The sequence below is a fragment of the Flagellimonas marina genome, assembly GCF_042651185.1.
Taxonomy (GTDB): domain Bacteria; phylum Bacteroidota; class Bacteroidia; order Flavobacteriales; family Flavobacteriaceae; genus Flagellimonas; species Flagellimonas marina.
Genome location: NZ_JBHSCL010000004.1, coordinates 1,667,125 through 1,691,356 on the forward strand (window position 1 = coordinate 1,667,125; position 24,232 = coordinate 1,691,356).

Below are 24,232 nucleotides of genomic sequence, written 5' to 3' on the forward strand. Positions count from 1 at the left end.
AGTATGTTGACAAAAATAAAGTTCACAGTTCTTTTTTCGTTTTTCCTTTTGATAATTGGCTATAGCTGTAAGGAGAAGGGAAATAATGCCAAAGTGAACATTGGAGGAGACGAGCCTGTTGAAGTAGAAACCCCTCCCCTTGAAGTTCCCAAGGGAATGGTATGGGTTCCCGGTGGCAAGTTTATGCAAGGTGCCGTACCCGGCGACAAAATGGCAATGATGCATGAAAAACCTGCCCATGACGTATCCGTTGACGGGTTCTTTATGGATGAACATGAAGTAACCAATGCCCAATTTTCAGAATTTGTTAAAGAAACCGGCTATGTTACCGTGGCCGAACGTGAAATTGATTGGGAAGAAATGAAAAAGCAACTTCCTGAGGGCACCCCAAAGCCACACGATTCCATCTTGCAGCCAGGGTCATTGGTGTTCAAAAAGACCAAGACCAGTGTGCCTAACCTCTATGACTTTTCCCAATGGTGGGAATGGAAGATTGGTGCCAACTGGAACCATCCCAGCGGGCCTAATAGTACCATTATTGGAAAAGAAAACCATCCGGTGGTGCATATCGCTTTGGAGGATGCACTGGCCTATTGTGAATGGGCTGGCCGGAGGCTCCCCACCGAAGCGGAATGGGAGTATGCCGCCAGAGCGGGAAAGAATGATGCACTTTTTTTCTGGGGCAATGATATAACCCTGCTAAGTAATTATGCCAATTCTTGGGAAGGCGAGTTCCCTGTGAACAATACCCAAGAGGATGGTTTTGAGCGTTTGGCCCCTGTAATGAGCTATCCCAAAAATGGTTTTGGGCTCTATGATATGGCTGGAAATGTGTGGGAATGGACCAATGATTGGTACAATTCCAACTATTATGAGGAAATGGCCAATAAGAATGGGGTCGTACATAACCCTTTAGGGGCAGATAAAGCCTTTAATTCAAACAACCCGTATGCCCAAGAAAAAGTCATAAAAGGGGGGTCGTTCCTGTGCAGTGCTTCGTACTGTGCCAGCTATCGAATTTCTGCTCGTATGGCGACCAGTCCTGATTCTGGAATGGAGCATCTAGGGTTTAGAACCGCTTTATCCGTTAAATAGTTTCAGTAGTGGTACCGTTCCGTAGGAGGTGATTAACCCCTAATTCGAACATACTGCATGTAGTCACTGTTCTTGGCCACCAAAATATAGGATTGCCCATTTACTTTTATCACCGACATATCCTTGACATCACCGGGAACAAAAAAACCACTGTTGCGAGCTGGGATTGCCGTAAAACCTCCCATTCCGTCCCCTTTTAAGAACATGCCATACCCAGCATCATTGCGAGGTGTTTCCACTTCAGATGCAAATAAGTTTCCTGCTATAAGTGCGTCCAAGTGGCCGTCTTTATCATAGTCATCCACTAAAATCTTGTTGATGCTTGAAACCTGTGTTTCCATGGGCAGTTGATGTATTACGAATTTCCCATCACGATTCTCCATGTAACTACTGGCGAATGATTTCACCTGATAGTGCAATGATTTTTCTAGTTTTTCGCTGCCGTAGACTTCCTGTAGGGTTGCCGTTGAAAAACTTTGGTAGTTCTTGAATTTATCCTTTATCCCAGGAATCTGTTGGGAGGAGCATTCTCTTCCTCGAACGGGATATTGCTCTCCTTGATTGTAATAGCCCAACACGATATCGCCTCGTCCGTTTTCATCAAAATCATCAAAATAGATATCGAAGGTTTCTTCGCCTTTGGCTTTATACTTATAGTTAAGACCATTGTTGCCCAAGATATAATCCATATCTCCATCACCATCAAAATCACCTTCTTGGATGCTCCACCACCACCCTCTGGTGTCATTGGTCAGTCCCATTTCTTCGGAAACCTCAACAAAATCACCTTGATTGTTCTTAAATACGGTTATTGGCATCCATTCTCCAACAATGATGATATCCAGCCAGCCATCCTTGTCAAAGTCTGTAACGGAGGCACTTGTAGCCATTCCCAAGTTTGTTAAAAGTTCTGTGGTTTGGGAAGAAAAAGGTTCAAATTTCGCATTTCCGTTTTCACTTGTATTTTTCAGAAGATAGCTCGATGCGGCATTGGGATAATTCCCAGGGGTCTGTCTTCCTAGTACCAGCAGGTCCTTTTTCCCATCCTTGTTGAAATCTTCAGCATATACCCGCGAACCACTGGTCAACATCGTTGGGAGTGCAGTATTGCTCGCTTTATCAAATTGTCCATTGCCCCTATTTAAGTAAAGCCTGTCCTGCAACTCGGGAGAATTGGGTGAAAATTCATAGCCGCCACTCACCACATACAAATCGTTGTCTCCATCCCTATCGGCATCGAAAATAACGGCTCCTAAATCTTCTGAGCCTTTATCCTTTTCAAACACCTCTGATTCCATTCCTGTGAAACCATTTTCTGTCTGCAAAAAGATGATTCCAGTATGTCCGGAAGCACCGCCTACAAAATAATCTTCCAATCCGTCGCCGTTCATATCTCCAACGGCTAGTGCCGGCCCAAAGGTGGACATTTTATGTGGTAAAAGTACTTGGGTTTCAAAATCATCATTGTAGTTTTCCTTGTGTCTGAAAATAGGAAAAGGACCTCTATCAAAGGAATCGAAAAGGGTTTTCTCCTTTTCCCCCAAAGCATTGGAAGCGACTGCATCTTTATATTTCAAGGTTAACATCTGGTTGGCATCAACATTGCGCATGAGCTGTTCCTTCCCATCGTCCCAAACAATTTTTATCTGATCAATTTTTTCCGCACCTCCCACTCCAAAATAGAGTTGCGGAGCCACAGCGGATTGAAAACCTCTGGAAAGCGTCAATTCCTGCAATTGTGTCTTATCGTCTACAGTGACATATACCCTGGTTCCCAAACCAAATTTATTTCCTTCTTTACCCTTAAATTGAAGTGTTACATAATTATTGATGGCACTGCTCTTATTTTTAAAGATGGAGGCCTTATCATCCAAATTATTGGTTACCACTTCCAAATCACCATCGTTGTCCAAGTCAGCATAAATGGCTCCTGTGGAGAATCCCTCAAACTTGATGTTCCAATCATCATTGACCTTTGCAAAAGTCATATCACCGTTATTTTTGAACATAAAATTATCCATCCGTTCAGAGGGAATACTTAGGGAGAGTTTCAAGAATTCATTCCGTTTACCTTCAAGGTCATCAAAATAATCATGGTTGCTTACTTCCCTACGGGTTCCGTTGGAGACAAAAAGGTCCTTGTGCCCATCGTTGTCAAAATCTGCAAAGAGTCCGCCCCATGTCCAGTCGGTTGAGGAGACTCCAGCCATTCTTGACACATTGTTGAAGTATGGAATATTGTTAAAGAAAACACCTGAATTCAACTGCAGACAGTTGTGCATATACTGGTAATGAAAACCAGATCTAACGGTACTCCAGAAAAGTTCTGGATTCATGCTAACCATATTTGCCTTCTGTCTTCGGTTGATGTGGGAGTCCATATCAGGTTGGTACAAATCTAGATTACCGTCATTGTTGACATCGGCCACATCAACTCCCATACCATAGAACGCCGTGTGTGCAGTACTCTGTCGTAAAACATCTTTAAAGGTGCCATCCCCATTATTCAAATAAAGATAATCCGGGGTGCTAAAATCATTGGAAATGTAAATATCCGGCCAACCGTCATTATTTAAATCACCCACCGTGGTGCCCAGGGTAAGTCCATATTTAGCAATGCCCGCCTGAACAGACACATCAGTAAAGGTGTCACCGTCGTTTCTGTAAAGGTGATCAACTTCCTCGTAGGTGTGATTCTTCATTTTATGAAGGTAGTAGGCATTGGGTGAATTAAAGTTGGCTGGTGGATAATTCCCTACATACAAGTCTAGGTCACCATCTTTATCATAATCAAAAAATGTGGATTGAATACTGTTCCCTTTATCAGAAATGCCATATTTTTCCGCTTGCTCCGTAAATGTTCCATCACCGTTGTTTACGAACAACTGGTTATTAAAGGGGGAAAACTTTCCACTTACTGAGCAATAAATATCCAAGAGTCCATCATCATTCACGTCTGCCATAGTAACTCCTGTATACCATCTGCCATCTCCGCCAACGCCTGCTTTCTCTGTTATGTCCTCAAAATGAAGATTTCCTTTATTCAGGTAGAGCTTATTGGAGACTTGATTACCCGTAAAATAAAGGTCCACCAACCCATCATTGTTAATGTCTCCTGCAGCTACCCCACCTCCCATATAGAGGTAGGAATAGGTAAAGTAATTTAGGGCATGGGATTCTGTCAGGTTATTGGAAAAATCAATACCTGTGGTTGTTGATGGCAACATTTCAAAAATTTTGCCTTCTATAACTTCTTCTTTTTCAGTACAACTGGCCAGTAAGGCCAAACACAAAAGGTATATCGAACATTTTTTCATTACTCTACAATTTAATCATGCGCTCCCCACATTAATATAAAACATTATTAGCTAAACTATTCCAAAATCAATCCATAACCATCTCCAGTAATTATTCCGGGGTCGTGTTGGTAAACCTTAATCTGTACGGAAAGTTTTCATCATTACCATCATCATTGTCCCATACATGGTTTATATGCTCTGTGGGAGCCCCACTTACCACGAACCAGAGCTCACTGGTGTTATCTGTTATGGTAACTGAGGTTGTTCCCAGTTCTGTTTTTTGGATCTCTTCATAAACAGGTTTCCCATCAGCAAGGGTTCTCACAAATCCCCAACGCCACCCTGCGATGGAACTCCATTCGTTTTCCAAACCTTCAAATTCTACAGTGACTTCTGTTTCTGTTGGAGGCACTTGGAGTTTTATGGCATTATATCCATAAGCCTGTGGTATTTGCACAGCAGCAATTTGATAATACCCATCCTCCACTGCATTTAGTTGGGTTACATGCTCATATTCTAATTGTTGCGATATGGGAAGGGATGTGATAAATTCCCTATTGTAGCTCCCTAAAGGATAATCCCATGTAATATTTTTGCAGGCATATTCAAAAACCTCATCGTTGAGTTGCTCTTGATCGATTCCTGCTATTCTTTTATAGGTTTGTAATGGATGTTCCGGCTCAAGAGCCTCTTTCCAAACTTTGCCCAAGAATTCCATGCCATGTTTTTGTTTCCAATATTCCATAAGGTAAATGGATTGATACCTGATATCTTCATGCGAAAAGTTCTTGTGAGCATTTGTTAGAAAGTATGGGATGTCTTGGGAATAGTCTTCATTATTCATTTGCCACGACATAAATTGGGCACATTGCTCCCAAAATGTCCCTACATAGTTTTGGTCCCTGAAACCGTAATTGCCATCACAATGTACTTGATACTGAAATGAATGCCCAAACTCATGGCCAATTACTGAATTGTAGGCCGTTGTAGTTGGATTAATCCAAAGAGCACCTATAACATTATCATATCCCGCTCCTGTTGCCAACCACTCTTCTTGATAAATCAGAAAGATCATCATTCTGTATTCATCGGATTGTGATATTCCTACGTCCACAAATTTTAGCGTATCCCGGTAAAATACATATTGCTTCTCTGCACTATCCAACAAGTTTTGAATATTAACCTGCATTGCTGTGTTTGCAGTTTTGCTGGGGTATTGACCAAAACCTTTTTCCCAAAAAAGAATAACATTTTCCGAGGAAGCACTTCTTTGATAACTCCAATGACTGTTGTTGGAATCAAAATTATTGTCCTGTAAATCGTTAGGGATATATATGCTCTTTCCTGTACTCGGCTTTTCGGCAAACACATAGGGAAAATTATCGGGGGTAAGTATGCCCTCTTCCGCCTCCTTATTACGTATGCTTGCAGAATTATCTCCCGATGAGCAAGCACTAATACAATACAATAAAATAATTGTATGAAACTTAAATCTCATGAAATGTTCTTAAAAAAGAAAGCCAAAGAAGATCAAAGGCTTCCTTGGCTTATCTAAACTAACTCAAACTAACTATATAAAACAAAATGCTTACGGTTTAATACCCCGGGTTTTGGGTCAAATTGGGGTTGGTTTCCATTTGACTCAGTGGAATTGGGAAAATTTCCCTGTAATCTCCATTGGGTGTATGCGAGAACCAAGATTTAGTGGTGTAGACCCCAAAGCGAATTAAGTCTTGTTTTCTGTGGTGTTCACCTACAAACTCCCATGCCAATTCGTCCAAGAATCTTCCATATTCAATATCATCGCCACCTTCAAGGTTGGTGATTACTCCATCTTCCTGTACACCATACTGATACACACTGCCTTGCATTAGCTCAGCACCAGTAACCACTGCCTTGGAAGGGTCTGTATCTTTAAAGGCCCTTTGTCTAACATCTGATACAATTTCGGCCGCTTGATCGGCAAATCCTGTACGTAACAAGCATTCAGCCTTGATCATAAGGGCGTCTGTATATCTGAAGAAAGGAACATCATTGGAGGTGGTTCCCACATCCCCGGCACCAATTTCATATCGAACAAATCTATATCCATCAGCATCATCAGCCTCATTAACATTTTTGATATAGTTGATGTAATCCAATTGAGAGTCTGGGTCATCTGGATTCAACAACAATGGATCCCCAGAACTGGTAAACTGTGGTCCACCTATCCACGTATCTTCCAATCGTTGATCGTCCTCATCATAGGTGTCAATGAACTGAGGAATAGCAGCACTACCACCCCAAGGAGATCCGGAAAGATCAAAAGTGGCCCTACTTGAACCTAAAAGTGCCTTGTACGCCAAATAAGAACCTGAGGCGTTGATTTGATCAAAAGGTATGGCATAAATGGTTTCGGGTAGGTTTTCATTCTCAATGGCAAAAATATCAGAGAAATCTGAAGCCATTGAGAAAAGACCGCTGTCAATGATATCCTGTACTTCTGCCAAGGCATCATCCCACCGTGGCGTACCTATGTAAACCTCTGAGTTGAGGTACATTTTGGCCAATGTCATTTTAGCGCCCCAATATGTGAAACGTCCGTAAGTGGCTCCACTATTTTCTTGGCTCAGCAATGGCATTGCATCGGTCAACTCTTGAATAATAAAATCGTACACCTCTTGGTTGGAAGCCTGCTCTGGCAAGAATCCTTCAGGCACATCAAATTGAGTTACCAGGGGAATGTTCCTAAAATTGTCATATAGAATGTAATAACAAAGGGCTCGCAAGGCCTTCATCTCGGCTATATAGTTATCAACACCTTCGCCTTCCAATTGCTCTAATTGAAGAATAGCCTTGTTGGCATTGTTTATGGCCCTATACGACCGAAACCAAAGGGATTCTATATGGCTTGTGCCTGGCCCCCAGGTATGTTGGTGCATTAGAATGTATTGCGCACCCCATCCAATATTAGTACGTCTGGGTGTTACATAAAGGTCTGAAGACTCTTCATAGACATCAAAAAGTCCTTCCCATTCCCAATAAATGCCTCTCATATTGGCATAGGGAGTAGCAACAATGAGATTTAAATCATCAGCGGTGAAAACGGTTTCTTCAGCAAGAATTTGACTGTAGACAGTTTCCTCCAAATCGGTACAACTCGCACCCAATGTGCAAACTGCAATTGCAGCGAGTATCCATTTTTTTGTTTTGATATATTTCATCATCCAGCAATTTTATAGGTTTATATTGAGCCCCAGGGTGAATGTACTTACTGAAGGGTATTTATCCCTGTCATCAGTACCTTGTATGAGGGGGTTATTTCTAATAATTTCAGGGTCTATTCCTGAATAACTTGTAAAGGTGGCCAAGTTGGTACCTGTTACATAAAACCTCAGTGATTTAATAAAATCCCATCGGTCACAATTTAGGTTATAGCCCAACGTAATGTTATCAAGCTTTACATAGTCCCCGTCTTCCACATAATAACTTACAAAATTCTGGCCCAATGTGTTTGACAATTGTATGTCCTTGCCATATACGGGGTCAAAGGCAGAATTAAGAACGTTGTACTCAACATGGGGATATTCATAAAATACACGCTGTGCATTGATGATTTGAAAATCGAACGCTCCATTCAACACAAAGCTCAAATCAAAGTTCTTATATCTAAAGGTATTGGTAATACCGGCAGTGTAGCCTGGAATACCATTTCCAAGATATTGTTTGTTGGCATCATCTTGCTGCAGTGCATCTGTAAAGGGTGTTTGTGTTCCATCAGGTAATTCAATGACCCAAAGACCATCACTATCAATGTCCACCGATTTTAGCCCCCAAAAGGTTCCTATTGGCTGTCCTACTTCAAATCTATGGGTGACCTGCGAAACAGGCTCGCTCAAGGTTCCTAAGTTCACATAATCACCTTCTATCTCGTACAGGTTGTTTGAAAGACTCAACAGCTCATTCTTGTTATGGGACAAGGTAATATTGGCGTCCCATGAAAAGTTATTAGTCTGAATTGGGGCAACGTTCAACAGTATCTCAAACCCTTTGTTTTCCATTTCACCAACGTTGGCCAAAGTTGAACCGAACAAGTTTGGTGGAATTGGCACACTATAATTCCACAACATTCCCTCCGTCTTTTTCCTATAAAAATCAATACTACCGTTGATACGATTATTGGCAAATCCAAAATCCAAGCCCAAGTTGACCTCTTTAGAAACCTCCCATCGCAAATCTGGGTTAGGGTTACTTTGGGCTTCCAATCCTTGAACCCATTCGCCATCTACATAAAAATTACCTGCGTACCCCAATAGCGTCTGTGATTGGTACGATGCAGATGGAATTACACCCGTTTCCCCGTATCCAGCTCGGAACTTCAGGTTGTTTACCCAATCGGCATTATCCATGAAAGACTCATTGCTAATGGTCCAACCCGCAGATACGGCAGGGAAATTACCCCATTTATTATTGGCTCCAAATTTGGAGGAACCTTCTCGTCTGAAACTCGCCAAAATATTGTATCGAGAATCGAAACCATAGCTCAAACGTCCAAAGAAACCGATCAATCTGTCATCACTCTTGAAACTGTTCACAGAAGCTGTGCCTTCGTCTATACCTCTACCAGCACCTAGGTTATGATAAGAAAAGGCATCGGTTGGAAAATCGCGGTTGCTGGATGACGTACCTTCGCTTGTAAAATACTGGTAGCTGTAACCACCCAACACAGAAAAGCTGTGTTTATCCAATGTTTTGGAATACTTTGATGTGATTTCCATAAGGTTAGTGTAATCCTGAGTTGTTCCTCTTGAGGCAAACCCGTTGAATCGTTCACCGTTATAACCCAAATATTCCTTTTTCTGAGCAAATCCTGAAAAGAAATTATTTCTATCCGTTGCCACCATAATATTGTTCTCCCAACCGGTGATTGGAGTTATGGTCAAATTTCCGGTCAATCGCATCCAACGTCTTTGAATAAGACCATCAGTAAGTTCTATCATACCTACTGGGTTAACATATTGCAATTTGTTGGTGCGCTGCACAAAAGTTCCGTCATCCTCACGAATTCTATCCGTGGGGTTACGAATCAAGGCTTGTCGGTAAATTCTATTATCAAATGAATCGCCATTTCCCAATGCACCAGTGTTCTGCAAACCGTTAATAATATTGGCGTTCAATTTTATTATTCCATCAAACATGCTATGATTTACATCCGCACTTAATCTAAATTCCTCGTTAAAGGACTTTCTAAAAACCCCTTCCTGATCGGTGTAGTTAACATTGACCGCATAGGTGGAACTCTCATTGCCCCCACTAAAGTTTAGGTTATGATTTTGTGTAAGGGCGGTTCTGCTGATTTCATCCAACCAGTCCGTGGTATAGCCCAAATCATCTCCTACTGGCAGGGTGATACCCTGCGCTATCAACTCCCTGGCATCATCGGCATCCACAAAATCCGCGGTGTTGGCGAACGAAGAAAGTGATGAGTAATGGGAGTAAGAAAGTGTTGGTGCCATATTTCTTTTACCTGACTTGGTGGTAATCAAGATTACCCCATTGGCACCTCTGGTACCATAAATAGCGGCCGCAGAAGCATCCTTTAAAACATCAATACTTTCTATCTCACCTGGGGCAACGGTATTCAAACCTCCGGGCACACCGTTGATCAATACCAAAGGTGCCGTACCGCCAGTTAAGGAAGAAACCCCTCTAAGGGAGATGTTAGCCCCGGCTGAAGGATCTCCTGAACCATTGGTAATACTTAGACCAGCCACCTTACCTTTAACAAGGTCGGCTGCGTCCCTAACAAAACCAGGGTTAAAATCTTCAGCTTTCACGGTTGCAATGGCCGTGGTCACCTCTTCCCTCTTTTGGGTTCCATAACCAATGACCACAACTTCGGTTAATTGCTCTAAATCTTCTTGAAGCTGCACATTGATCACCGTAGATGTTCCTACGGTAATTTCTTGGGCCTTAAAACCCAAATACGAAAAAGTCAAAACTGCACTAGGTCCTGTTGTGGTAATCTGGTAGTTCCCATCAAAATCAGAGACCGTTCCATTGGTGGTACCATTTTCCACAACGGAAGCCCCGGCAACTGGAACACCCTGGTCATCGGTAATTGTTCCGGTAATCCTTTCTTGAGCAAATGCTGACTGTAGAAATAGTACATACAGAATGGGTAGAATGATTTGTTTTTTCAAACTTCCTAACCCTAATCCTGAGTTTTTAAATAAGTTGGCCAATTCCATAATACATAGTTTAGTTGATTGGATTATTCCCTTAAATACACCTGTTAAAATACTTTGGATAAACTCTACTAAATAACAAGTGATATTTTTACACTTGTAAAATTAATATAGTGAAAATCAAATGCTCGTATTATATTATCTCTTTGTAATACTATATTATCAATTACCTGAGAGGTCATGTTAAAAAGGGATTCCATTGCTGGTCAACAGTGGATTATCCTGAAAAAGGTTAAGAAATAATTGTTTCAGAATACTTTAAAAGAAATACATTGAGAAGCTCAAACCAGAATTGATAAAAATGCTTTCAACGAAAGTATAGGGACCATTCGCCAATTAGATAACTTTAGGTCTAGCAGAAGGCTGCTTTTAAAATACGATTTTTACCGAATAGGTGTCCCTCTTAGTCCTTTGAAAACCTCATACGTTTTATCCACTTTCTCCTTTGAAGTGGTTTCAAACTCCTTATCGGTTACCTTATAATACGTCTGTAGACTATCCAATTTTTGATGCAGTGTCGCTATAATGTCTTCATATTGCTCATCATTAATAGCATTATGAATTTCTTGTGGGTCCTTTTCTAGGTCGTAGAATTCCCATTCATCAATATCATCATAAAAATGGATCAGTTTGTACCTATCCGTTCGTACACCATACTGCCTTTTGACCATGTGAAATGCTGGAAAATCGTAATAATGATAGTAGATGGCATCCTTAAAATCCGCTTTGGAACCTTCCAATACACTACGGAAGGATGCACCTTGCATCTCTGATGCATATTGCAGTCCACCTGCCAAATCTAGGAAAGTAGGGGCAAAATCCAAGTTTTGCACCATGGCATCAATGGTTGTTCCCGGTTCAATGACCCCGGGCAATTGCATTAACAAGGGCATTTTCATGGATTCCTCATACATGAAACGTTTGTCGAACCAACCATGCTCTCCCAAATAAAACCCTTGATCCGATGTGTATACTACCAAAGTATTCTCATCCAAACCCGTTTCTTCCAGATAATCCAAGATTTTGCCGATGCCTTCATCCACAGCCTTTACCGTTGCCAAATACTCTTGCAGATAGCGCTGCCCCTTCCATTCGGCCAACTCTTTTCCATGTAAATTGGCTTCCCAAAAGGCATTGTTCTTGTCCAAATAGGCTTCGTCCCACACATTGCGCTGCTCAGGGGTCATTCGGTCAAAATCTGTGGTCCACGGATTATGGGCCAGTTTCGTGCTTCCGTAGCCCTCGCTCATTTTTAAATCGTGACCCTCATACATATCCTTGTAAATGGTCTGTTGCTGCTCAGCCGCTGCCCTTTGGTTCACAAACTCTGGAAAGTAAGTGTCGGGCAGTGGAAATGTAATGGAGTCGTACAAGTTTAAATGACGCAATGCAGGCATCCAATTTCGATGTGGAGCTTTGTGGTGCACCATTAAATAGAAAGGTTCCTGTGTGCTATCTCTCTGTTTTAGCCAATTCAGACTTTTTTCGGTAATCAAATCCGTAGCATACCCTTCAACTATGGAGGTGTCTCCTCCTGAAATAAATTCTGGGTTGTAATAATTCCCTTGGTCATTTAATATATCCCAATAATCAAATCCGGTAGGTTCTCCATGCAAATGCCATTTTCCAATGATTGCGGTTTCATATCCCAATTTTTTCAAATGTTTGGGCAATGTGGGCTGATTGCCATCGAATCGTTCTCCGTTCATCCGAAATCCATTGATATGACTGTGCTTTCCCGTTAGGATAACCGCCCTACTGGGTCCACATATAGAATTGGTGCAGAAATTATTTCGAAATAGTGCCCCATTTTTGGCAATACGATCAATATTAGGGGTCGGAGCCAACTTGCCCAGCTCATGTCCATACGCGCTAATGGCTTGAAAGGCATGGTCATCCGACATAATAAAAATGATGTTAGGTGGACCTTTTGCAACTTCTTCTTCTGATTTTCCTTCTTGCTTACAGGCCAAAACCAATAACAAACCTGCCAAGACTGCAAAAATGCGCATAGTGTATTATTTTAAATTGAATGTTCTGGAAAGCTGGGCATTTGAATCGGTGCCGACAAAAATCTCAAATTCGCCGGGTTCAGCCACAAAATCCAATTGACTGTTATAAAACTTCAAATCATCTGGCGCTAAAGTGATGGTCACTTCTTTTCGCTCTCCTTTTTTCAATAGTATTTTTTGAAACCCTTTCAACTCCCTCTTAGGTGGGGTAATACTTCTCACCACATCCCTCAAATACAATTGCACCACTTCTTCCCCGTCATAATCACCGATGTTGGCAACCGTTACTGTGGCTGATATGGATTCATTTTGTCCAATGCTGGTTTTGTTCAACCTAAGATTGGAATAGGCGAAAGTGGTGTAGCTCAATCCATATCCAAAAGGTAACAATGGTGAATTTGGTGAATCCAAATAATTTGATTTGAATTTTTGGAACTTCTCACTCTCCGGTGCAGGTCGCCCCGTATTTTTTACACTGTGATAAATTGGAATCTGCCCCACGTTCCGAGGCCAAGTTCCCGTCAATTTTCCCGATGGATTGTAATCTCCGAAGACCACATCGGCAATGGCGTTACCGGCCTCTACCCCAGGATGCCATACTTGCAGGATGGCCACGGGTAGTTCATATTCTTCTGGGATGGTCAAGGGTCTTCCACTCATCAGAACCAAGGCTACCGGCTTACCCGTTTCTATCAATGCCTTGATTAATTTCTTTTGACTTTCAGGAATTGAAAGGTCGGTGCGACTTGCGGCCTCTCCACTCATCTCAGTGGCTTCACCCACAACAGCGACAACCACATCTGAGTTTTTGGCCAAATCAACGGCCTCCTTCAACATATCCTCAGGCAATCGCTCATCGATTTCTATTCTGGGGCCAAACACGTTCACATGCTTGGCAAACTCAGGGTCGTCCGAAATGTTGGCGCCTTTCGCATATTGAATGGAAGCATTAGGGGCCACATTGTTGAAACCTTCCCTGATTGTCACGGCCAATTTTACATCCCCAGTGGGAGCCCAAGTACCCAACATATTGTTTCGGCTATCTGCCAATGGACCAATTAAGGCGATTTTTTTGTTCTTTTGAAGGGGTAAAATATTTTGATGGTTCTTCAACAGCACAAAGGAATGAGCCGCCAATTTCCGGGCCAAAGCCCTATTTTCTTTGGTTAGGATGTCTTTTTCTGGTCGATTGCCATCCAAATACCGATAGGGATCTTCAAAAAGGCCTGATTGGTACTTAGCCCTCAAAACCCTTCGGCTGGCACTGGTAATATCTTCTTCGGTTACTTTGCCTTCTTCCAAGGATTTTTTCAAGGTGGTCAAGAAACCTTCGCCCACCATATCCATATCCAAGCCGGCTTTGAGTGCCAAGGCAGAGACAGCTTGCAAATCACCTAGGCCATGTGCAATCATTTCGTTGAGGGAGGTATAGTCCGAAACAACAAAACCATCAAAATCCCATCGATTGCGAAGCAAGTCCGTGAGCAACCATTTGTTTCCGGTTGCTGGAATTCCATCCACATCATTGAAGGAAGTCATCACGCTTGCAACACCAGCGTCTACGGCCGCTTTATACGGCGGTAAATATTGATTGAACATTTTTATTTTACTCATATCCACGGAATGGTAGTCACGCCCAGCTTCCCCTGCTCCATACAGCGCAAAGTGTTTTACACAAGCCAACATAGTGTGGGTTGCCGCCAAATCATTTCCTTGATATCCTCTCACGGTAGCCTCGGCAACTCTTGACCCCAAATAGGGATCCTCCCCTGCCCCTTCTGCAATCCGGCCCCAGCGGGGGTCACGGGCAATATCCACCATGGGAGAAAAATTCCAGTTGATACCATCCGCCGTGGCCTCCTTTGCTGCCATCTGCGCAGCTTGTTCCACCAACTCCATGTCCCAACTGGAAGACAATCCCAAAGGGATTGGATAGGTTGTTTTGTATCCGTGAATCACATCAGAACCAATAAGCAACGGAATCCCCAATCGACTTTCTTTAACGGCTAATTCTTGTGCAACTCGCACTTTATCTGGTCCTGCAACTCCAAAAAGACCTCCTACTTGTCCGGCCTTTATCTTGGCTTCAACATTCTTGCTCACTACTTCGCCTGTGGCCACGCCCCCACCAGGTGTTAAAAGGTTCAACTGCCCGATTTTTTCTTCCAAGGTCATTTTTTGCAATAGGGCTTCCACTTCTGGGATTCTTTCTTGTGCATTCATAGCCCACATGGATAGCAATGTAATGGCTATCATTACTCTTTTTATATGCATGATAAGGTTATTTACGTTGACTTATTCTGATTTTACAATGGGAGTCCTCTCGGAAATTCCATTGTTATTGAAAGCCTCTATCTGAAAATAATAGGCATCGGCACGGTCCATTCCAGAAAAATAATATTCATTGGTTCCATACACCATGATACTCCCGTACAGTTTATCCTCCGCCTTCCCGAAATAGATGACATAGCCGTCGGCCGCATCATTTTGCTTCCAGCGGAGCCAAGAGTTACGGCGTTCACCAAACTTCTTGGGATTGTTTCTGAGAACCACAAAATCCTCTACAGCTGTTGGCTTTTCACCATTTCCCTTTCCAAAGACCCGAAAACCGCTCAATGCAAATTTTCCTGTAGGCATTTTTATGTTCTCCAGTTTTAGGAATCGGGCTTTTGCAGGTTGAGCAAATTCAATATAATCGTGGGGAACATCGGTTCTATTGTTGCTTTTATCCACCAGCACAGACCACTTTTTTCCATCGTTGGAAGCATAAATCTTATATTGATGGTAAACTCCACTGGATTTCCCCAGAAATTCAGCATCCTGATCGGCATAGTTGATTTGAACTGCGTTTATGGTTGATACCTCTCCTAAATCGGTTTGAAAATACTCTCCTTTATCTCCGGATTTTGCACTCCAATAGGTTCGCATATACTCGTCCACAGCAAAGTTGGGCTGGTATCCTCCCAATGTGGAAGATACTTGGACAGGTTTGTTGTAGTTCAGTACCATCCAACCGGTAAAAAGCCCTTTTATATGATCTGCGTTTTCTTTTGGCAAATATGTGGGATAATCGCCATAGGCCGTATTGCAATACATGACATCGTCTTGGTCAAAGCCTGCTGGCCAAATGCCAATTCTTCGCTCAAAATTGTTCTTGTTGTTAAGAATGATTGTAGAAACATGCCACCAATTGCCGTACGTATCCTGATACGTGGCTCCATGCCCGGCACCTCTGGCAAATCCTCCCGGTTTATATGAAAATGGGTTGTGTTCCTGATAGGCAAATCCCTTCAACGGATGATTACTTACATATACCCCATCGGCATAGCCGCTGAATTCAGTTCCAGGGGCGCCATATTGCAAATAATACTTTCCGTTATGTTTGGTAACCCATGCACCCTCCATGAAAGGTTGCAAAAAAGTATTGTCGTTATGCTCGCCAAAACGTTCCCAACCATGGTCTTCGGGTGCCAAGTTCATCAAAGGTTTTACATAACCCTCGGATTGCATGGTTTTTGTGTTGATTTTTGTTCCAAACAAAGGATGCGCGTTGCTTGACCCCCAATATAGGTAGAGATCATCAGTATCTTCCTCATACAAAAATGCAGGGTCCCACGCCCCAACTTTAAGGGAGTCCACTGCGATTTCCCAATTATCCGTTGTTGGATCCTTGCTCTTCCATAGGGAAAATGCAGGACCATGTGTGGAACCAATCAGATAGAGCTCATCTTTCATTACAAAAGCAGCAGGGGCACACAGTTCGTCGTAGACCTTGTTCCGTTCACGTAAAAACTTTCGGGGGATGAACTTCCAATTGTACATATCATCACTCCACCAATACCCCCATTGATTGGTTGAAAACAAAAAATACTTTTCCTTAAAGGTGACTATTACAGGGTCGGCTGTAGTTCGATGTTTTCCATGCCTTGCAAAGCGGGGTATAGGCGTATACCCGTAATCTATATTGATAGGATTGCAATAGGTTTTTTGTTGCGCTGATATAAACTGAGTTGTTCCCAACAACGCTAGGACAACCAGCAATATGAAGCTATTTTTAGTCATTTTCCAGTGATTTTTTTTGGTTTGAGAACAACCAAGGCAATAAATCTGGTTCGGCAAAGGCAGGGTCCCAACTGTTATGGTTGGCAAAATCATAAACCGTAAACTTTGGATGAGCACCTGCTTCCAACAAGGCCGAGACCATTTCCATGGACTGCAATGGATTCACTACATTGTCCTGAGCCCCATGGAATACCCATACGGGTGTTTTATCGGCATAAACGGACACAGACTCAGGGTCTCCACCACCGCAAATTGGGATTGCAGCGGCAAAAGTATCTGGTTTTCGACTTAACAATTCAAAGGTTCCCATGCCTCCCATGGACAATCCCATCACATAGACTTGATCGTTGTTTGAGTAGGGAGCTTCAATGGTGCTTTCCAACAATTGAAGAACCATTTGCATGGGTTTGGTGGGCCCATCTTTGTAATTAAAGTTTAATTTAACGGGATATGTGCTGCGGTCCACGTCCACATTGGACCAATAACTTTCCTTGGAACACTGTGGAAAAATGACAATTGCGGGATAGCGTTCTTGCAGGTAATCCGTAGCAAACAACTTACCGCCATGGGTCAATTGGCTTTGATTATCATTACCGCGCTCCCCTGCCCCATGGAGAAAAAGCACTACTGGGTAATTTCCATCTTCTTGGAAATTCTTTGGGTACATGATCCGGTAGTGTAAGGTATCATTCCCATCGATCAACATTTTGGACTCATATTTTGATTGCCATTGGGCAGCAATCAAATTACAGGCTAGGAGTAAAACAAATAGTGATAGCTGTCTCATCATATCAAAATCCAAGTTTGGTCAAACCGGCCTGTACATCTTCATTACCCATAAACAGGTTCCAAAGTAATCTGGTTCTATAGTTCTCGATCATAATAATCTGGGGGCCTTGATCTATGGCCAAATAAGCTTCGGCCACCCAATAGTTATTTTGTGGACTGAAAGCGTCATAGAATCCGGCAGGACCTAAAAGTTTATCCCGGTTCTCATAGAAATAGCGCATGGCCTTTAAGGATTCTTCGGGTGTATAGGGAATGGAGCTTATGGCCGCCGTGGGCGATATGACCCCGGTATCATTAGATGGGCTATGGGCATTATAACCAATACTCCCATCGTTGTTTCTGGAATAACTTGCCGTTAATCCCCAACAGTCTTCCCCATAATCCAAATAATTGTTGGGATTGTCCACACAATATGCATAGTTAATTTTGGAGTGATTGACATTCACATCCCAATAATCAACAAATTCATCCGATAGGGACGTTGGGTCAAGTCCCAAATAGGAATAGTGTGCCCAAAACAAGGGGCCGCCAAATTGTTCAGATCCATTGTGCTTCACCAAAAGCGGGTGCCCATATTGTGTGTTGGCCGAGACTATACTACCGTCCGAGGCCCAACCGCTGGTATAGACCTCTTTGGATATGCTATAATCTGGGGAAGCCGCCGCCATGATGTAAGTGATCAGCACTTCATTATATCCCCTGAGCTGAAGATTGATATCGAATCCGAAGTTAGGACTCCAATGCCAGTACAGCACATTTTCTCCTTGGGTATACCAGTCCCATTCCACCCCTTTCCAAAGGTCATCCGCTTGTTGTGCCAATGTTTGTTCCGAAGCACTTCCATTCTTAAAATATTCTTTTACACATATTAAGCCCTGGGCCAAAAAAGCGGTTTCCACCAGATCCCCACCGTTATCCAAAGGGCTGAATGGAATCACTGAACCATTGGCACCATTTATCCAGTGCGACCAAGCGCCATGAAAACGGTCTGCATTCTCCAAGAAATCGAGAAGGGTGATCAATCGTTCCACGCCTTGTTCCCTACTGATAAAGCCTCTTTCCATTCCCACTAGCAAGGCCATGAGACCAAAACCCGTACCTCCTGCTGTAACCACATTTGCGTCCCTGCCCGGGTCATTAGGATGGTATCGTTCCCTGGCTCCTCCAGAATTTTCTTCGGCATAATCCCAAAAATATTTAAAGGTTTCAGCTTGGGTCAGGTCCATGAGGTCATCGTCTTCAATCTCAACCGGGGTTTCTTCCTCTTCCTCAACGGGAACCTCATCGTCCGTAGGCAATTCTGATAACCCTGTGGGTCCTTTACCCTCATCAGAGCATGAAAACAAGAAAAGAGTGCAGATCAGAAAATATGCGAATATCTTTTTTATCATTTTATTCTTGTGTTTTAAAACCTAGCTTTTCCAATCCTTTTTGTACATCTGTATTGGCCATGAACAATTTCCATAATAAACCACTCCTGTGGTTTTCAATCATTACGGGAATCGGGCCTTGATCTATGGCCAAATATCTGGGCAAATACCAGTTGTCTTCCAAACTGAATGCATCGTACGGACCGTACTCCCCAATCAAACTATCCTGTTCGTTGTACATAAATCGTAAAAACTGCATACTTTCTTTTGGTGTATATGGCATGGATGATAGGGCCGCAGTAGGTGAAATCACCCCTAAATCCATCCCTGGACGGTGACCTGCATATCCTTTTATCGAATAGCTTGAAGTAAGCCCCCAACAATTTTCGCCATAGCCTTTGTAACCCTTGGGATTATCCACAGCATATTTGTACTGGATCATGGCATGGTTGGTGTTCAATTTCCAGTAATCCGCGTACTGATCTGTAAGGCCCTTCGGGTTCAACCCCAAATAGGAGTAATGTGCCCAAAACAAGGGACCTACCGCAGCATTATCATGCTCATAATGATTTAGCTCGGTTTCCAAACCATAATAGGTAGTATCTTGGGTAATGGCACCGTTTTTGGCCCAACCTTTTTCATATACACTTTTATTGATGGAATGGGTAGGCGAAGCAGCCGCCAGCACGTACATGATCAGGCATTCGTTGTAACCTCCCACCGGAAAATTCATTTCCCAGTTGTATTCGGGACTCCAGTGCCAATAGAGCACATCCTCCCCATTTTTGGTATACCAGTCCCATTCAACACCTTCCCAAAGTTTCTGGATTTTATCCGCTAGCTTTTGTTCCCGTTCATTACCGTCTTTGAAGTATTCTTTTACCGCTAGGAGTCCTTGAACGAGAAATGCAGTTTCCACCAAATCGCCTCCATTATCTTTTTTGCTGAAGGGGGTCACTTTACCCGAAGGTAAAAGCCAGTGGGGCCAAGCGCCATGAAAGCGGTCTGCTTTTTCCAAAAAACCCACAATTTTCTCGTAGCGTTCCAACGCTTGTTGACGGGTGATGAACTTTCGCTCTACACCCACCAAAATGGCCATTAATCCAAAACCGGAACCACCTGTGGTAATGATATCCTTATCGTGGTTTGGATAAACATTATCCATATGAAAACGTTCCCTAGCCAAACCGGAAATGGGTTCTGCCCCATCCCAAAAGTAATTGAAGGTTTGGTATTGAACGGAATCTAACAATTCTTCATCCGTGTATACTTTGGTAGCCGAAGTATTATCTGCTACACTTTTGTCCTTTTTAGTTTTTTGGCCATTGCACCCCATAACCAAGGATGCAACAGCCAATGCAATTGAAATTAAAATTAACCTCATACAAAATCAACTAACTCAAAAAACTTAACTTTTTTGATCTTTATTAATCATTCATTATTTCTTGTATTTCCTCTTGGGTCAAGGCCTTATCAAACAGATACAACTCATCAATAAAGCTTGAGTCTGACAGGTGGTTCCATCCAATAAAATTGGGTGCCCCTGAACCAATGGAAAGTATGGAACAATTTTCCCAACTGATGGTCTTATCCGTCATATCCCCCATGTTTGCTACAGGTTCTCCATTAAAATAGATCAGTGTCGCGGTTTCGGTTACTGTAAAGGCTACGTGCACCCATTCCCCTGCAGTGACGTCAATGACCTCTCCATCATTCCAAACATCTCCAGCATCACTACCTACATGGAGTTTAATGCGCTGGGATGCAGCATCGCCCTCTCTAAACAATCTGAAACCAGCACTTAAATCATTATCGCCTCCATTCATCGGTGGGCTTACTGTAAGCAGTCCGGCCCGATCAGGAGCCCCATCCACTTTGTACCAGAAAGTGCCACTGAACTGATTGTTAAACAGTCCATCGATAGGGAAAGTGAGATACGAATCTGCTGCACCCGCATAAGCATCGCTTCCTACACTGCTTTCGCCAGCAAACCCCGGTGTTCCTTCAACCGTAGCTTCTGTATTGCTATTGGCCTCCGTATATGTACCATCAAAAGGCATGTAGAAGGTGGATCCGTAGTTTGGAACTGTAACCGTACCTCCTGCCACAGCTGCCACTTCCTCTGGGGTAAGTGCCTTGTTGAAGAAGCGAAGGTCATCTATGGTACTATTGTCCGATAGGTGATTCCAATAACTGAATGTAGGGCCTCCCGAACCAATGGTAAAGGTTTCGCAGCCCGTCCAATCAATAGGTGCGGACATGGCAGAGGAAAGCACTTCAGTACCGTTGAAATAAATGGTATTCTTATCACTGGCAATGGTAAAGGCAATGTGTACCCATTCCCCGGCGGCAACATCAATGACATCGCCGTCATTCCAGCTTTCGCCAGCTCCGGTTCCTACATTAAGTTTAATACGTTGCTGGTTGGCATCTCCTTCCCTAAAGAGCCTAAATCCTTGGAAACGATCCACTTCGTCATCACCAATGACAATAATTCCAGCTCTATCTGGGTCAGCGTCCACTTTGTACCAAAATGCACCGCTAAATTCAGGGGTAAGTAATGCTTCACTGGCTGGATATTCTATGTACGAATCCGTTGCCCCAGCATAGGCTTGGTCACCTACTTGGCTTTCATTGGTAAAGCCGGGTGTACCTACTTCAGTGGCCGCCCTACTTCCCATTAAATCAATATAGTCTCCATCAAAAGGCATATAGAACGACTCACCAGGATATTGTGGCATGTACGGATTCAATGAATTCAACATGATCTGAATGTCTACATCGGTCAGTGCCTTATTAAAAATACGGAGTTCATCTATTTCACTATAATCCGATAAATGGTTCCAATAATCAAAAGTAGGACCACCGGAACCAATGGTCAAAACCTCACAGCCCGTCCAATCGATTGGAGCAGCCAAATCTGCGGATAGCATCTCAATTCCGTTGAAATAAATGGTAGTCTTGGTTTGAGAGATGGACATAGTCACATGTACCCATTCACCAGCGGCAACATCAATGACGCCACCATCGTTCCAACTTTCACCGGCACCGGTACCGACGTTCAGTTTGATGCGTTGTTCATCAGCATTGCCTTCCCTGAACAACCTGAAACCCTGAAAACGATCTTCGGCATCATCACCAACAACAAGTATCCCAGCTCTATCTGGCACAGGGTTTACCTTATACCAAAATGCGGCACTAAACTCTGGGGTCTTGAGACCATCCATGGGGAAGTTTAAGTATGAATCTTGTGCGCCTTCATAGGCATCAGAACCTACATAACCATCACCATTGAAGCCGGGCGAACCTACTTCTTCGGGCTGTTGGAAACTTATAAGGTCCATATATTGACCGTCAAAAGGCATGTACATTACCTCTCCATCAAACATGGCCTCGTATGGTGGAGATTTAGAGAAATTAACCTCCTCTGTGGATGTTTTTCCTTCAAGGTCTGTGGCTGTTACCACCAGCTTGTGATCTCCATCACCCAAGTTGTCGTAAGCGAACTCTTTTAGTACAACACGATAATCCAAGAACGAATTGAAATTGGCTATTTGCGTACCGTTCAACATCACCTTAATGTCCGTGACTTCAATATCGTCGGTGACTTCAAAATCTATGTCCAAGCTCGTAACCTCCTCAAAAACCTGTATTTGGGTTCCCTCAGTAGGATAGTTTATGGTGATCTGAGGAGCCGATTCATCAGCTCCTGGTGCAATTTCCGTGATTGAATCAATCCCTTGGTCACATCCATAAAAGAACAGGACGACCAGACAATTGACCAGTATTATTCTTATACTTTTCATCTTTTCGTTGTGTTAGTTGTTAATTATGTCTCCCAAAATGGGGAATTCATCAATTTGGTCTTGATGATAGGTAACAAAGGCTCTATCCGGTGTAAACGTCCTTCCTTCGAAACTAAGCTCTTCATATCTGCCCAGGCGTACCATGTCCAAGAAGCGTTTGCCCCATTCCATGGCCAATTCGGCATATTTTTCATCTACTAGTTGATCCAAGGTAACACCACTAATGGGTGGAAGTCCTGCCCTGTCCCTGACCATGTTCACTGCTTGGTCCGCACTCATGGCAGAGCCAGAAGCTCCTTGCAACAAGGCTTCAGCATAGATCAACAAGGTTTCGGCATAGCGATACACGATATAGTGTTTGTTACTTCCGTATGCGGTACGACCGGGAATGAGTTGACTACTGGGCAGATAGTGCTTGCCACTACAGAATATTGCTCTTTCATTGTCCAGCAGTACATCTCCGTAGCGTGTCTCCGGGGAAACAAAGTCGGGCAGGGTTTCTGCAGTATACGCTGTTGTGTTAATGATACTGTCAATACCGTTCTGGGTAAACAAAACAGTAGTTTCCAGACGTTCGGTTTCTCCTCTATCCAACATAAAGGTCACGTACTTCATGGTTGGCTCAAAAAAGCCCCATCCAGCTGATGACCCTGCCACTGCCGGGGTCCATCCATTTGGACCATAAGGGGCATAAAGATGGCCTACTCGGTCTCCTTGACCTGAATTAAAATCAGAATACTGGAATTCAAACAAGTTTTCATCACTGAGCTTGCCCGGTGTTTTGAATAATTCATAGTAATCTTGCATCAAGCTAAACTTACCGGAGCTAATAATTGCTCCGGCGGCGTCTGCCACAGCTTGATAGTTTTCCAACTCTTGATTGGCTAATGCTTTTACCATCAGAGCAGTATATCGCGTTACGCCTCCGGGCAGATCAGTACGCTCGTTAGGGCGCATGTCCAGCAAGTATGGCAAAGCCTCATCCATTTGATCGGAAATATGTTGCATTACCTCATCCTTGCTTGGTACCGAAGTTACATCTGCAAAGGCATTGAGATCAGAGGATTCTGGAATGAAAACCGCACCATAAACTTGGGATAATTGGAAAAGCAATATAGATCGTAAGACCTTTGCTTCAGCTATATACTGATTTCCAAGAGCTATTCCGTCTTCATCGGCAAATTCCATGTACCTACCAATCTGCTCCATGCCTGTATGCGCCGCAATGATGTCACCGTAATAGGTTTCCCATAAAGTTCTGGAACCAAAAAAGGAGTTGTCATATACGTATCTGTCCTGATTCTTTAAACCTTGCTGGTCTCCGGCGGCATTGACATCATCTCCCCTAGTTGCCACTACCAAAGGTTGCTCCCAACCTCTATCACTGACCGCCTGATAAATCCCAACCAGTTGAAATATCATGTCTTCCGTCTTTGAGAAATCGGTGCCACCAGCAAAATTATTATTGAGTTCTGGTTGCTCAAGTTCACTGGAGCAGCTTGAAATTAAGATGCCCAGAAATGCCACGAGTGCAAAAAATTTGTTTGTTTTTATATTAAATTTCATAGCTGT

At 43.1% G+C, this 24,232-nt stretch carries 13 protein-coding genes; 1 reads left to right on the forward strand and 12 read right to left on the reverse strand.

Annotated elements, in window-relative coordinates; genetic code table 11:
• The first annotated feature begins 3 nt into the window (after positions 1 to 3).
• Positions 4 to 1,095: a formylglycine-generating enzyme family protein gene (locus tag ACFOWS_RS10955; protein ID WP_379764415.1), complete on the forward strand. Its 1,092-nt coding sequence runs from the start codon at positions 4 to 6 to the stop codon at positions 1,093 to 1,095.
• Between the two features lie 32 nt (positions 1,096 to 1,127).
• On the opposite strand, the gene ACFOWS_RS10960 is transcribed toward ACFOWS_RS10955, so the two are convergent.
• From ACFOWS_RS10960 to ACFOWS_RS11015, 12 genes are all read right to left on the reverse strand, one after another.
• Positions 1,128 to 4,412, reverse strand: coding sequence for a VCBS repeat-containing protein (locus tag ACFOWS_RS10960; protein ID WP_379764417.1), 3,285 nt, complete (start codon positions 4,410 to 4,412; stop codon positions 1,128 to 1,130).
• A gap of 91 nt (positions 4,413 to 4,503) precedes the next feature.
• Positions 4,504 to 5,892 (reverse strand): DUF6055 domain-containing protein, encoded by a 1,389-nt coding sequence (locus tag ACFOWS_RS10965; protein ID WP_379764419.1) that lies wholly within the window; start codon positions 5,890 to 5,892, stop codon positions 4,504 to 4,506.
• A 97-nt stretch (positions 5,893 to 5,989) separates the two neighbouring features.
• Positions 5,990 to 7,600 (reverse strand): RagB/SusD family nutrient uptake outer membrane protein, encoded by a 1,611-nt coding sequence (locus tag ACFOWS_RS10970; protein WP_379764421.1) that lies wholly within the window; start codon positions 7,598 to 7,600, stop codon positions 5,990 to 5,992.
• Positions 7,601 to 7,609: 9 nt separating this feature from the next.
• Complete coding sequence (locus tag ACFOWS_RS10975; protein WP_379764423.1) at positions 7,610 to 10,624, reverse strand: SusC/RagA family TonB-linked outer membrane protein; 3,015 nt, start codon at positions 10,622 to 10,624, stop codon at positions 7,610 to 7,612.
• Positions 10,625 to 11,004: 380 nt separating this feature from the next.
• Positions 11,005 to 12,633 carry a sulfatase family protein gene (locus ACFOWS_RS10980; protein WP_379764425.1) on the reverse strand — a complete coding sequence of 543 codons (1,629 nt, stop codon included), beginning with the start codon at positions 12,631 to 12,633 and terminating at the stop codon, positions 11,005 to 11,007.
• A 6-nt stretch (positions 12,634 to 12,639) separates the two neighbouring features.
• The gene (gene bglX / locus ACFOWS_RS10985; RefSeq protein WP_379764522.1) at positions 12,640 to 14,889 is read right to left on the reverse strand and encodes a beta-glucosidase BglX; all 2,250 of its coding nucleotides are present in this window, start codon (positions 14,887 to 14,889) and stop codon (positions 12,640 to 12,642) included.
• Positions 14,890 to 14,928: 39 nt separating this feature from the next.
• The gene (locus ACFOWS_RS10990) at positions 14,929 to 16,695 is read right to left on the reverse strand and encodes a discoidin domain-containing protein (protein ID WP_379764427.1); all 1,767 of its coding nucleotides are present in this window, start codon (positions 16,693 to 16,695) and stop codon (positions 14,929 to 14,931) included.
• Positions 16,688 to 17,485 carry a carboxylesterase family protein gene (locus ACFOWS_RS10995; protein ID WP_379764429.1) on the reverse strand — a complete coding sequence of 266 codons (798 nt, stop codon included), beginning with the start codon at positions 17,483 to 17,485 and terminating at the stop codon, positions 16,688 to 16,690. The genes ACFOWS_RS10990 and ACFOWS_RS10995 overlap by 8 nt, the downstream gene beginning before the upstream one ends.
• 1 nt (position 17,486) lies before the next feature.
• The gene (locus ACFOWS_RS11000; RefSeq protein ID WP_379764431.1) at positions 17,487 to 18,875 is read right to left on the reverse strand and encodes a glucoamylase family protein; all 1,389 of its coding nucleotides are present in this window, start codon (positions 18,873 to 18,875) and stop codon (positions 17,487 to 17,489) included.
• A 1-nt stretch (position 18,876) separates the two neighbouring features.
• The gene (locus ACFOWS_RS11005) at positions 18,877 to 20,238 is read right to left on the reverse strand and encodes a glucoamylase family protein (protein ID WP_379764433.1); all 1,362 of its coding nucleotides are present in this window, start codon (positions 20,236 to 20,238) and stop codon (positions 18,877 to 18,879) included.
• A gap of 43 nt (positions 20,239 to 20,281) precedes the next feature.
• The gene (locus ACFOWS_RS11010; RefSeq protein WP_379764435.1) at positions 20,282 to 22,660 is read right to left on the reverse strand and encodes a LamG-like jellyroll fold domain-containing protein; all 2,379 of its coding nucleotides are present in this window, start codon (positions 22,658 to 22,660) and stop codon (positions 20,282 to 20,284) included.
• A gap of 12 nt (positions 22,661 to 22,672) precedes the next feature.
• Positions 22,673 to 24,226: a RagB/SusD family nutrient uptake outer membrane protein gene (locus ACFOWS_RS11015; protein WP_379764437.1), complete on the reverse strand. Its 1,554-nt coding sequence runs from the start codon at positions 24,224 to 24,226 to the stop codon at positions 22,673 to 22,675.
• Between the last annotated feature and the right edge of the window lie 6 nt (positions 24,227 to 24,232).

Excerpts from the sequence above, each read along its gene's own strand:
- ACFOWS_RS10955 (WP_379764415.1), top strand. The coding sequence starts at position 4 with ATGTTGACAAAAATAAAGTTCACAGTTCTTTTTTCGTTTTTCCTTTTG.
- ACFOWS_RS10960 (WP_379764417.1), bottom strand. The coding sequence starts at position 4,412 with ATGAAAAAATGTTCGATATACCTTTTGTGTTTGGCCTTACTGGCCAGT.
- ACFOWS_RS10965 (WP_379764419.1), bottom strand. The coding sequence starts at position 5,892 with ATGAGATTTAAGTTTCATACAATTATTTTATTGTATTGTATTAGTGCT.
- ACFOWS_RS10970 (WP_379764421.1), bottom strand. The coding sequence starts at position 7,600 with ATGATGAAATATATCAAAACAAAAAAATGGATACTCGCTGCAATTGCA.
- ACFOWS_RS10975 (WP_379764423.1), bottom strand. The coding sequence starts at position 10,624 with ATGGAATTGGCCAACTTATTTAAAAACTCAGGATTAGGGTTAGGAAGT.
- ACFOWS_RS10980 (WP_379764425.1), bottom strand. The coding sequence starts at position 12,633 with ATGCGCATTTTTGCAGTCTTGGCAGGTTTGTTATTGGTTTTGGCCTGT.
- bglX (WP_379764522.1), bottom strand. The coding sequence starts at position 14,889 with ATGATAGCCATTACATTGCTATCCATGTGGGCTATGAATGCACAAGAA.
- ACFOWS_RS10990 (WP_379764427.1), bottom strand. The coding sequence starts at position 16,695 with ATGACTAAAAATAGCTTCATATTGCTGGTTGTCCTAGCGTTGTTGGGA.
- ACFOWS_RS10995 (WP_379764429.1), bottom strand. The coding sequence starts at position 17,485 with ATGATGAGACAGCTATCACTATTTGTTTTACTCCTAGCCTGTAATTTG.
- ACFOWS_RS11000 (WP_379764431.1), bottom strand. The coding sequence starts at position 18,875 with ATGATAAAAAAGATATTCGCATATTTTCTGATCTGCACTCTTTTCTTG.
- ACFOWS_RS11005 (WP_379764433.1), bottom strand. The coding sequence starts at position 20,238 with ATGAGGTTAATTTTAATTTCAATTGCATTGGCTGTTGCATCCTTGGTT.
- ACFOWS_RS11010 (WP_379764435.1), bottom strand. The coding sequence starts at position 22,660 with ATGAAAAGTATAAGAATAATACTGGTCAATTGTCTGGTCGTCCTGTTC.
- ACFOWS_RS11015 (WP_379764437.1), bottom strand. The coding sequence starts at position 24,226 with ATGAAATTTAATATAAAAACAAACAAATTTTTTGCACTCGTGGCATTT.